The sequence below is a fragment of the Bradyrhizobium sp. Leo170 genome (genome assembly GCF_004296405.1).
Taxonomy (GTDB): Bacteria; Pseudomonadota; Alphaproteobacteria; order Rhizobiales; family Xanthobacteraceae; genus Bradyrhizobium.
In genome coordinates this window covers 1-11,319 of record NZ_PSRR01000285.1, presented here as the reverse complement: position 1 = coordinate 11,319, position 11,319 = coordinate 1, and the positions used below count along the sequence as shown (strand labels likewise).

Annotated in this window: 12 protein-coding genes; all 12 read right to left on the bottom strand. The window is 61.0% G+C overall.

The annotated features are described in order from the left end of the window. On the bottom strand, positions 1–813 hold an 813-nt coding region (urtB, locus tag CWO89_RS33180; protein WP_130582703.1), incomplete at its 3' end, for an urea ABC transporter permease subunit UrtB. A gap of 58 nt (positions 814–871) precedes the next feature. Then, on the bottom strand, positions 872–2,128 hold the full coding sequence (locus CWO89_RS33175) for an ABC transporter substrate-binding protein (RefSeq protein ID WP_130582702.1): 1,257 nt from the start codon (positions 2,126–2,128) through the stop codon (positions 872–874). 255 nt (positions 2,129–2,383) lie between these two features. Further along, a complete protein-coding gene (locus CWO89_RS33170; protein WP_130582701.1) occupies positions 2,384–2,992 on the bottom strand; it encodes an ANTAR domain-containing response regulator in 609 nt (202 codons plus the stop codon). Positions 2,993–3,016: 24 nt separating this feature from the next. Next, positions 3,017–4,177, bottom strand: coding sequence for a transporter substrate-binding domain-containing protein (locus CWO89_RS33165; RefSeq protein ID WP_130582700.1), 1,161 nt, complete (start codon positions 4,175–4,177; stop codon positions 3,017–3,019). A 360-nt stretch (positions 4,178–4,537) separates the two neighbouring features. Continuing rightward, on the bottom strand, positions 4,538–5,050 hold the full coding sequence (locus CWO89_RS33160; RefSeq protein WP_130582699.1) for a flavin reductase family protein: 513 nt from the start codon (positions 5,048–5,050) through the stop codon (positions 4,538–4,540). Between the two features lie 8 nt (positions 5,051–5,058). Continuing rightward, the gene (locus CWO89_RS33155) at positions 5,059–6,366 is read right to left on the bottom strand and encodes an LLM class flavin-dependent oxidoreductase (protein ID WP_245476694.1); all 1,308 of its coding nucleotides are present in this window, start codon (positions 6,364–6,366) and stop codon (positions 5,059–5,061) included. 94 nt (positions 6,367–6,460) lie between these two features. Then, the gene (locus CWO89_RS33150) at positions 6,461–7,690 is read right to left on the bottom strand and encodes an ABC transporter substrate-binding protein (protein ID WP_165421426.1); all 1,230 of its coding nucleotides are present in this window, start codon (positions 7,688–7,690) and stop codon (positions 6,461–6,463) included. Then, positions 7,690–8,265 (bottom strand): carboxymuconolactone decarboxylase family protein, encoded by a 576-nt coding sequence (locus CWO89_RS33145; protein ID WP_130582696.1) that lies wholly within the window; start codon positions 8,263–8,265, stop codon positions 7,690–7,692. The genes CWO89_RS33150 and CWO89_RS33145 overlap by 1 nt, the downstream gene beginning before the upstream one ends. Next, on the bottom strand, positions 8,265–9,185 hold the full coding sequence (locus tag CWO89_RS33140) for a branched-chain amino acid ABC transporter permease (RefSeq protein ID WP_130582695.1): 921 nt from the start codon (positions 9,183–9,185) through the stop codon (positions 8,265–8,267). Before CWO89_RS33140 ends, CWO89_RS33145 begins: the two co-directional genes overlap by 1 nt. Then, positions 9,182–10,045, bottom strand: coding sequence for a branched-chain amino acid ABC transporter permease (locus tag CWO89_RS33135; protein WP_130582694.1), 864 nt, complete (start codon positions 10,043–10,045; stop codon positions 9,182–9,184). Before CWO89_RS33135 ends, CWO89_RS33140 begins: the two co-directional genes overlap by 4 nt. 3 nt (positions 10,046–10,048) lie before the next feature. After that, entirely contained in the window at positions 10,049–10,786 is a 738-nt protein-coding gene (locus CWO89_RS33130) for a branched-chain amino acid ABC transporter ATP-binding protein (protein WP_130582693.1), read from the bottom strand. Next, positions 10,783–11,319: ATP-binding cassette domain-containing protein (locus CWO89_RS33125; protein ID WP_130582692.1), on the bottom strand; the 537-nt coding region annotated here is incomplete at its 5' end. The genes CWO89_RS33130 and CWO89_RS33125, both read right to left, overlap by 4 nt.

Here is an 11,319-nt window from a genome sequence, read left to right as displayed (position 1 = left end):
CAGGATGTCGTTGGTCGCGGCCGCGACGAGGCCGTTGATCTCGCCGAGGATGCCGGCTGACAACACCGAGCCGAGCAGACTGCCGACGCCGCCCATGACGACGACGAGGAAGCCGTCGACCACCATCGACGTGCCCATGTCGGGAAACACCGTCTTGAAGCCCGACATCATCACGCCCGCAACGCCCGCAAGGCCTGAACCAAACGCAAACGTCAGCGCGTTGACGCGGGTCACGTCGATGCCGCAGGCCGCCGCCATCTTCGGATTGCGGATGATGGCGCGCACCTGCGTGCCCATCGAGGTGCGATAGATGATGAACCAGGTCACGAGCGCGAGGATCACGGTCACCAGGATGATGAAGGTGCGGTAGCGGTTGATATCTGCGCCAAGGATCGAGAACGTGCCCTGCAGGAACGGCGGCACGGCAACGTTCTGCAGGCCCGGCCCGAGGCCCTGGACGTGGATGCCGAGAAACGACAGGCCGAATTCCAGCCGCACCACCTGCTGGATCAGGATGGCGATGCCCCAGGTCGCGAGCAGCGTGTCGAGCAGGCGGCCGTAAAGCCTGCGCACCACGACGCGCTCGATCAGGAGGCCGAGCAGCGCGGTGACGATGAAGGCGAGCGGAATCGCCACGAAAATATTGGTGCCGAGCCAGATGCCCGAGAGCACCGTGACATAGGCGCCGACCATCACCATCTCGCCATGGGCCATGTTGATCACGCCCATCGCGCCATAGGTGATCGCAAGGCCAAGGGCGACCAGAAGCAGGATCGACCCGAGACTGAGACCGATAAAAAGAACTTCGAGCATGCCACCGTCCCACCCTCCACCGCGCGCAAGCACGCGCGGCGGAGGCTGTGTGCCTCGATCAGGTTTTCAGCTTGGCCGTATCGAGCCCCTTGCCTGTGCAGAACAGGTTGGTCGGGGTCTCGCCATAGGCGACATAGGGCAGCGGCACGACCGGCTCCTTGTAGGCGTCGATGATCTTGCCCTGCCCGTCCGGGAGCCACTGCGCGATGCGCGGCGTGAGATAGGTGTGCAGGTTCTCGGGATCGATCTTCACATGGCCGTTGGGCGCATCGAACTCCTGTCCCTTCACCGCCTCGCGGATCGCGACCGGTGTGATCTCGGCGGCTTTCTCGGCCGCCTGCTTCCACAGGAAGGCCTGGAAATAGGAAGACTCCAGCGCGTGGTGGGTCACCGCCTTCGGATCCTTCACGAAGGCGCGGTAGCGCTCGACAAAGGCCTTGTTGCGGTCGGTGTCGATCGCTTGGAAATACGGGAACGAGGTGTAGCTGCCGACTGCATATTCCGCGCCCATCGCCGCGATCTCGATCTCGGAGGTCACGGTGGCGCAGATCGGCAATTTGTCGTGGGTGAGGCCCTGGTTCTTGTATTCGCGGTAGAAGGCGACCACGGAGTCACCGACCACGTTGGACAACACGACGTCGCAGCCTGAGCTCTTGATCTTGTTGACCATGGAGCCCCATTCGGAATGGCCGAGTTCGAGATATTCGTCGGCGATCCATTCGCCGCCGTTCTTCTCGATCAGGATCTTCGAGACCTTGGCCATCTCGCGCGGATAGATGTAGTTCGATCCGACGATGAAGAATTTCTTTTTGCCAAGCGTCTTGATGATCCAGGGGATGAAGTTCGAAAGCTGCTGGTTCGGAACGGCGCCGGTGTAGACGACGTTCTTGGAGCATTCGAAGCCTTCGTAATAAGTCGGATAGAAGTAGAGATTGTTGCGCTTCTCGAACACCGGCAGCACCGCCTTACGGCTCGCCGAGGTGTAGGAGCCGAACACGGTCGGCACCTTGTCCTGGATGACAAGCTTCGAAGCCTTCTCGTTGTAAGTCTTGGGATCGGAAGCGCCGTCCTCGACGATCGCCGTGATCTTCATGCCCTTGACGCCGCCGGCGGCATTGATCTCGCTGATCGCCATCAGCGTCGCGTCATGCAGCGATTTCTCGATAATCGAAAGACCACCGGTCAGAGAGAACAACACGCCGACCTTGACCTCGCCTGCCGCACGCGCGCCGGTCTGAAAGACCCAAGGCGACGTGATCACCGTACCAGTCGCGAGCAAGCCATTCCTCAAAAACCTCCGTCTGTCGATCGCCATACCTACGCTCCCCGTGTGTCCAGGCGCACCAAGCCGTTCGCGCCGAAGCGCGTTGTTTCGAAGCCAGAAAAATCCCAGATCAGGACGCTCCCCCGAAAACGCTAATGCGTCGGCGGCGGATATCGACCCCACAAAGCAAAAAAGCCCGACAGACCCTCGCGGATCTTTCGGGCTTACCTAGCCTGAGCCGAACCAGCAGCATCGATGGTCCAGCAAAAGTCGCGAGAAGGATTTCCTCTCGCGACACCTCAAAAGCTAATCACCTTTCAAACGGTATTGCAACAGCTCATTTGCGTGGATGATCGCGGCCGCCATCTCGTCCATCGACAGACGTTTCGACATCGCTTGTCTGCGGATCGTCTCGTATGCTTCCGCTTCGTTCAATCCCTGGCCATCCATCAGAATGACCTTCGCCTTCTGGATACGCTGGATACCGGCGAGCTTGCGCTCAAGCTTGCGCACGCGTTTCTCGGCCTCGCGCCGCTCGAGCCACAGACTGCGCGCGATCGTCAGATTGGTGAGCAGGCCGAACGGCCTGATCGGTCGCTCGATCACTGCGACTGCGCCGGCTTCGAGCACAAGCTGGAGCGTGGATGGATCCTCGTAACTGACCACGGCGATCAGCGTCGGCCGGTGGTTTGCATCCGACTTCAACAGCCGTTGGATTTCCTCGCGCACGTCGTGCTCGATCGCGAGCAGCACGATATCGGCGCCTTCCGCCCAGCAATCCGGCACCGGCCACTGGGTCTCGACCATGCACCCGATACGGCGCAGATGCTCGACCAGCCTGGTGCGCTCGGTGTCGGCCGGATGCACGACGTGAACCCGCAATCCCCGCAAGTCCCGAAGAATTTGGATGGCCACGTCCAGTTCTCCGTTACGGGATGCTTATGAGTGGAGCACCGGCAGCTCGACTGACCAATCGTCGAGGCTCTGGACGACACAGTAGGGATCAGGCTTCACCCGCACGCCGGGATTCCAGACCGTCTGGAAGCGGCCATGCCGGTCGAGCCGGGCGATCCGCGGCCACAGGAAGGTGTGGTTGTTCTCCGGATCGACCCTGACGCGGCCCTGCGGGGCATCGAATTCGGCGTCGCGCAAGTTTCCGAGCACCTGTTCGGGATCGTCGGAGCCGCATTTCGCGACCGCGCGAAACGCCAGATGAAGCTGGAAATAGGCGGCCTCGGCGCAGGCGGTGACGGGAGCGTCGGCACCGTACTTCTCCTTGAAGCTGGTGACGAAGCGCTTTGCCGCCGGCGAGGAAAGCGTCTCGAAGAAGGGAGCTGCGGTGATGTGGCCTTCGGCAGCTTCGGCACCCATTTCCGCAACCTCCGCTTCGCTCGTGGTCAGGCTCGCGATCGGCATGCGCGCCGAATCGAAGCCGGCCGCGCGATAAGCGCGATAAAGCACGGACGTGCCGCTGCCGACCACCGTGGAGAAAATGACGTCCGGCGAGGTCTTCTTGATGCGGTGGATGACCTTGTCGAAATCGTCAGGGGTCGGACGCAGCGGCACGTAGATTTCGTCCAGCACCTTGCCCTTTCCCTGCACCACGAAATCGGCCATCACGCGGTTCGATTCATAGGGGTAGACGTAGTTCGAGCCGACGAACAGGAATCGGTTGTAGGCCGACAGCAGGAATTTGGCGAGTTGCAGCGAATTCTGGTTGGGCGCAGCCCCCGTATAGATGCAGTGGCGCGAATATTCGAAGCCCTCATACAAGGTGGGATAGAACAGCAATCCGCGATGCGCCTCGACCACCGGCAGGACCGCTTTGCGCGTGCTCGACATGTAGCAGCCGAACAGAAGCCTGATCCTGTCCACCTGGAACAGCCGCTCGGCGAAGGCGCGAAATTTCTTGGGATCGGAGGCAGGGTCGTACAAAATCGGCTCGATCGGCCGTTCCAGAATGCCTCCTCTCGCGTTGATTTCCTCGATCGCCAGCAAGGTGGCATTGAGCTGCGTCCGCTCGATCGTCGATGTGACGCCTGTTTGCGAAAACAGGACGCCGACACGCCACGCACCGGCATTATTCTCCATCAAACCCATAATGATGCAAACTGCTCCAGGTTCTCGGCGACTTCATTGTCCAAGGGGAGCAGCTTATTACCGATCTGTTCGAAAAGGAAAGTGGCTGGTTTGCCAGAAATGCCTGGTGCATTGTTCGTGCTACTCTCTCGACTGTAGGATCATCGACGTGATGAAATCGTCCAAATCCAATTCGCGGACACATTATTCTAACCAGAGACCGTCACGCGCCACCAAGCGTAAGGAATTGCAGGTTGGCGTGCGAGATCGTAGCCCGTGGTTGCGAGCCCGCTACGCCGCGAAGCCCACTCGGCGTCCAATGTGGAGCTTTGGTCCGCTTTACACACCAGGAGCGAACGAACCGCAGCTTCTTACTCGCACTCACGGAAGCTCTTTCTCGAGGCCCGCAAACCGGCCACTCCAGTAAAGCAATGGCGAAGCTCCTGTTTCCCGGGCCGACACAACCCGCCCCACGAAGATCGAGTGCGTTCCCGATTTCGTTTGCGATTCAAGCTGGCATTCCAGGCTGGCCGCGCATCCTCCCAGAATTGGCACTCCTGTCCGCCCCTGGTGATGCTCCACGCTCTCGAGCGGCTCGTCCGGTCTCGAGGCAAAATGCTGCGCCAACGGCAACTGGTTCGACGCCAGCACATTCACTGCGAAAACACCTGCCTCTTCGATCAGCGAGTGCGAACGATTGGCCTGGTTGATGACGACAAGAATGCAAGGCGGCGAGGCCGAAACGCTACAAACGGCGGTTGCCGTCATCCCGTTCGTCACGGAATCCGCCCGGCTCGTAATGACGGTCACGGTCGAGGCAATGCACCGCATGGCCGCCCTGAATTGCTCGGCATCGACCGAGGAAAGTGACAGGCGTTTGTCGAGTTCGGACATCTGCCGTCCTACGTTGCGACCAAGCCGAGGTGAGATCGCAAAGTCCCCCCCTCATATTCGCTCCGAAAGAGCCCATTCTTCTGCAAGACAGGGACGACCTTCCCGACAAAATCCTCGAAGGTATCAGGAAGAAACGCGGGCGAAACCACAAACCCGTCCGATGCACCTGACGTGACAATTTCCGCCATCTGCTCGGCAACATCCTTTGCGGTCCCGACCAGCCTTGGGCACATGACGCCCTGGCCATAGATACGACCGGCGTCCGCGATCGTGATGGATTTTCCAGCCGCGATGCTTTTCAATGCCGCCAGATTTCCCTGACTTCCCGACGACTGAAGCTGCTCGACACTCTCCTCCAGCGAGAAATGAGAGAAATCGGCATTGGCGTGGGCAGCGAGGGTCGAAAGCCCGACCAGCGGGTTGACCAGCGAATCGTGAAGATCTCTCTTTTCTTCCGCTTCGGCCCGGCTCTCGCCGATGAACGGCATGATCGCCATCAGTACCTTGCTGGCATCGGGCGTCCGGCCCGCATCGACAAGCGCGGTAGCGACGTCGCTCTTGAACGCTCGCATGCGTTCCAAGCTCGGCTGGAGCGCGAAGATCACCTCGGACCAGCGAGCCGCAAAAGCCTTGCCCCTACCGGACGATCCCGCCTGGATGATGACGGGCCGTCCTTGCGGACTCCGCGGAATGTTCAGAGGCCCCCGCGACTGAAACCACCGTCCTTTATGATTCAGGTAATGAACCTTGCCGGGATCCGCATAGATTCCGTTTTCGCGGTCGAGCAGCAGGGCATCCTTGTCCCAACTGTCCCATAGGCCAAAGGCGACCTCCATGAATTCGTCGCCACGGTCGTATCGATCATCGTGCCCGAGATGCGGAACGTCGCCATAGTTTAGCGCCTCGCCGTCGTTCATGGATGTGACGACATTCCACGCCGCGCGGCCAGCGGAGATATGGTCCAGCGTCGCGAACTCGCGCGCGATGTTGTAGGGCGCATCGTATGTGGTCGAGCGCGTCGCACCGAGGCCGATACGGCTCGTCACCGCCGCAATTGCGCCGAGGATCGGCACCGGATCCATTCGCGTCGCATCCTGATCTGCATGGCGGATACCGGTCTCATGGCTCGCACCATATCGATCCGCAATGGCCAACCGGTCTGCGAAGAACATGAAGTCGAACTTTCCCCGTTCCAGCAGCCGGGCAATCCCGACGTAGTGACCGAGACTGAGAAAGTCCGTGCGATGCTTAGGATTTCTCCAGATTGCGTGGCTATGAACCACCGGCCCGGCGATCAGAAACCCGCAAAGGTGCATCCTGCTTGTTTTCGGCATGCGTCTCTCCCTCGGGGCGCAACACGCCGTCGCGCCCCCGTTTCAACGATTCGATTGATCGACCTGTAACGTCAGGTCAGGCTACGATCTCCACGATCTGGTTCTTACCGGAGCGGATCACTTGGTGAACGAACGATCGGTTGAGCTGATCGCCACGATCGTTGAAGTCCACGGTTGCGCCGGCGCCCACGAAATTGATCTTCTTGCCGGCGCGGACCATCTCGAGCGCGCGGACGATGTCGTCGACATTCTCCCCTGGCGGGTTGCAGACCTCGCGGATCGATTTAACCCACACCGCCGCTTCCGTAGATTTGGCGTGCTCCATCGCCAGCGCCGTTACGCATATCTGGTCGTGGGTATTTCCCGCGAACAGGAACACGGTCCCATCCGGAGCCCCCATCTCCTTGACGAACTTCTTGTACGCGGCCGATTCCAACGGCGGCCCTGGTTGAAGGTGATGGATGCCCTCGGAGACCTCGTTCGGAACGCTCTTGATGAAGGCGCCGTCGGCGTCGGCGCCGGTTCCGAGCGCAACAATTTTGGAGCGGAAGCCGCCGCGGTAGGCTTCCTTGGCGATCGCCACGAAATCCGTGAGCAGCGACGCGCAGAACACGCCGTCCGGCTCCGAGCCGAACGCCTTCTCCACTTCGGCGCGGTAGGACGCCTGATTGGGATTGTACATGACCACCTCGACGACGGTGCCGCCGCGCTTGGTCATTTCCTGCTTGAACGGCTCGATCATCGCGACCACGAACGGGTTCTGCTGTGCGAGAATGGCGACTTTCTTCAAATTGAGGCTCGTCATCACCTTGGCGCCGGCCGGCCCCCATTGCGAACTTTTCGCCTGGAAGCGATAGACAAGACCCTTGTTGTCGCCATCGGTGATGCCGTCGGCGGAGGCGGACACCATCTGCACCTTGCTGGCCGCCAGAATCAGCGGCTTGGCGGCGAGCGCTTCCGGACTGCCCCAGAAGCCGCCGACGACCTCCACCTTGTTGACGTCAAGCAGCTTGCGTGTTGCCGTGACGCTGGTTGTCGCGCTCGTCTCGGAATCCTCGATGTAAAGCTGAAGCTTGCGGCCGCCGAGAACGCCGCTGGCATCGTTGATCGTCTTCACCACGAGGTCCGCCGCCTTCTTCATATCGGGTCCATAGGGACCCGTGGCCCCCGTGAAGGGCAGCACCATTCCGATCGGAATCTCACCGGCCCCCAGCGCGAAGCCGGGCCTTACAGCGAGTCCCGCCAACGACACGCCCATCATGCCAACGAGTTGGCGCCGATTAAGCATCCAATCCGACTTCGTCATCATTCAAGCTCCTGTGTCTGGGATTCCGATTCCTGTCGTTCGAAAACCGCAAGCGCACGGCCGTCGTCGATCTGCAATGCGTCGTTGAAGCGGTTGAAGAATCCGGCAAGCGCGACGCGCAGAGTGAGTTCCACGATCTGACTGTCGCTGAAGCAGGCGCGGAGACGTTCGAACACGCCGTCCCGGATCTGCCCCGCCTTTTGCGTGATCAACGTGGCGTATTCGATCACCAGCCGGTCGGTGTCATCAAAGTCAGGATGATCGCCGGCAGGCAGCGTGGCGATCGCCGCATCCGAGATGCCCTCGATCCGGAGGACGGGAGAATGGCTCGCGACACAGAAGGCGCAGGCGTTGAGCTTCGACGTTACGACGATGGCAAGCTCGACATAGCGCCAGGGCACGCCACCCCGTACCTTGAGCTCCATCAGCATTCGGTAGAGATGATCGAGAGCGGGAGGAACGTGAGCGAGAATCGCGGCCTGATCCTGAAACGGCCCAAATTTGACGAACCTCTCATAGACCTCGGCGACGGGCGCAGGCAACGCGTCGGATGATAATGGGTGAACGCGCGGCATCAATGCGTCTCCTCGCTATCCGGGAAAAAGTCACGAATGCGTTTGTGCGGCTCGGCCAGCAACCCCTGCGGACGCAGGAGCAGGAGAAGAATGATGCCGAGACCGACCAGGCCGAGGCGCAACGCGGCCAGTTGCACGCCATCGACGATGCTCAGCGTGTCCTTGAGGAAGCGCGTCGCCTCGATCAGGCTCATGATCGTGCAGGCGCCGATCAGCAGGCCGAGGTTCGATCCTCGCCCGCCGAGAATGACGGCCATGAAAGCATAGGCCGTGATGATGGAAGTGAACTGACCGGGATCGATATAGGTGAGATAGAAGGCGTGGAGCGAGCCCGCGATCCCCATCACGGCGCCGCCGACGGCAAACGCCTTGATGCGAAGCACCAGGACCGGCTTGCCTAGCGCGCTCACCACCGTGGGATCGTCGCGCACGGCCCGCAGCGCGCGGCCAAGCGGCGACTGCACCAGCGTTTCAAGCGCCGCGAACGTCAGGGCGACCAACAGCATCGCCAGCAACGGCAGGATCGTATCGTATTGCGCGGCTGGAATGATCGAGGACAGCGGACGCGGAATGTTTGCGATTCCCAACGCTCCTCCGGTCAGCCAATCCTCGTTGAGGAGCAGAATATTGATCACCTCGCCAAAGCCGATGGTGACGATGGCGAGGTAATCGTCGGCAAGACGTATCGAGAGGAACGCAAGGATCGTGCTCGCGGCGGCGCTTACAGCCGCCGCGAGCACCATGGCCGACAGCCATCCGACATGGGACACCGACAGAGCCGCAGTGTAGGCACCCAGCGCGACAAAGCCGACCACTCCGAAATTGACCAGGCCAGCCACGCCCCATTGGAAGTTGAGGCCCAGCCCAACGAGGGCAGCGACGGATACCAAGACGATGACGGTGGAGAGATAGATCATCATTTGCGCACCGCCTTTGCCCCGAACAACCCGCGCGTCCGCATGAGCAGCAACAGGAGAATGATCGCGAAGCTGACGATCTGTCGGTAATTGGTCGGCAAAACGAGTGTCGACAGTTCCTCGGCCAGACCGATCACGAGAGCGCCGAAGACCGCTCCAATCGGGCTACCAAGCCCGCCGAGAATCGCGGCGGCAAATACCGGAAGCTGGTAGCTCCATCCGAGCAGCGGATCGACGGCACGGTCCAGTCCCGCCAGAACCCCCGACAGCGCCAGAAGCACGCCCGACAGCGCCCACGTGATGCGCGCGACCGTGTTGCGTTCGATGCCTCGGACCGCGGCAAGCGCTGGGTTGTCCGCCGTTGCGCGCATGGCGCGGCCGAGCGGCGAGGCGGAAAGCAGAAGCTGAAGGATGATGACGCAGAGAATTACGGTCACCGCCGTGACGATCTGCTCATGATTGATCCGCAGGCCGTTCCAGCGGATCGGTCGTGCAATTTCGACGTCGAAGTTGCGGGTGGAATTACCGAACACGAACCGGCATATGTTCTCAAGAACGAGCGAGAGGCCGAGCGAGGCGACCAGCAACGCGATCGAACCGGCGTCACGCAACCTTTCAAAGATCAATCTGTCGCAGACAATGGCCAATCCGGCCGCAATAGTGGCGGCGACCGCCGCTGCGACAAACAGGGGCGCGCCGACCTGATGATTCATGACCCAGGCGGCATAACCTCCAAACGTCAGCGTCGCACCAACGGCGAAGTTCGGGAATTTCAGGATGCCGAACACCAAGGTGAGCGCGAGCGCCGGAAGCGCGAGCAATAGCCCGGAAACGAGACCGTTGATGATCAATTGGCCTAACATGCGCTACTGCATCTTTGCAAAGAACAGATCGGCCAGATCGGCATTCGATATGTCGGACGCGCGGGCCTGCAGGCTCTTGCGGCCGGCCACCAGCACCATCACCTCGTCGGCGATGCGCAGCGCCGCGGCCACGTTCTGTTCGACCAAAAGCACGGCGACACCGGCTTCACGTACGCGGGCGACGGCTTCCATCGTCTCGCTTACGAATTTCGGCGACAGCCCGGCGGTTGGCTCGTCGAGCAGCAGAACCTCAGGGTTGGACAGCAAGGCACAGGCGAACGCCAGCATTTGCCGCTGTCCGCCGGACAGATCCCCCGCAAGCGTCTTGGGCCTCCGGCCGATTTCCGGAAACAACGACAGCACCTGGGCTTCCTGCGCTGGGCCAACGCCGCTGCGGCCGCGCAGGAATTCCGTTGCGAGCTTCAGATTTTCCCGGATCGTCAGATTGCGAAAGACATTCTCTTCCTGGGGAACGTAGGCAAGCCCTGCCATGACGCGCTTCGCTGGCGACAGCGAGGTGACGGCCTCTCCCGTCACCTCGATCGATCCTTCCCGTGAACGCAGCAGGCCTGCCAGCGTCTTTACGAACGAGGATTTTCCGGAGCCGTTCGGGCCGATGACCGCGAGAATCGTCTCGGGCGGCTGATCGAGCGTGACCCCGCGCACAATGTCTCCGCCGCCAGGATATCCGGCGCGAAGATCGCGAATCGAAAGGGCCGGGATGATATCGTCCGGATTCACAGCGCCATCCCCAGATAGGCATCGATCACGCGTTGATCTGCCGTGACGTCAGCAAACGAGCCGGAGACCAGCGCCGTACCTTCCGCCATGACATGGACGTCGTGGCAGACTTCGCTGATCAGACGCATGTCGTGTTCGACCAGGGCGAACGAGACGCCCTCCGCATTCAGTTCCTTGATCAGCTGGATGATGTCCTTGAGCAGAGGCGGCGCCACGCCGGCCGCTGGTTCATCGAGCAGAATGAACTTGGGGTCGAGCAAAAGGGCGCGCGCGATCTCAAGCAGCTTCTTTTGGCCACCCGAAAGCGCAGCCGCGGATGGATCGGCGACGTGCCAGAGCCCAAGACGCTGCAATATCTCGCGCGCTTTGAGCGCGTTCTTTTGATCCTGCCGCTTGACCAGGGGCCGCGCGAACAATGCGCCGCCAATCCGCTCGCCGACCTGACGAGGCGGCGAAAGCAACAGGTTCTCAAGCACGGTGAGACCGCGAAGCTCCCTGACAATCTGAAACGTTCGGACTAGTACCCACTTTTC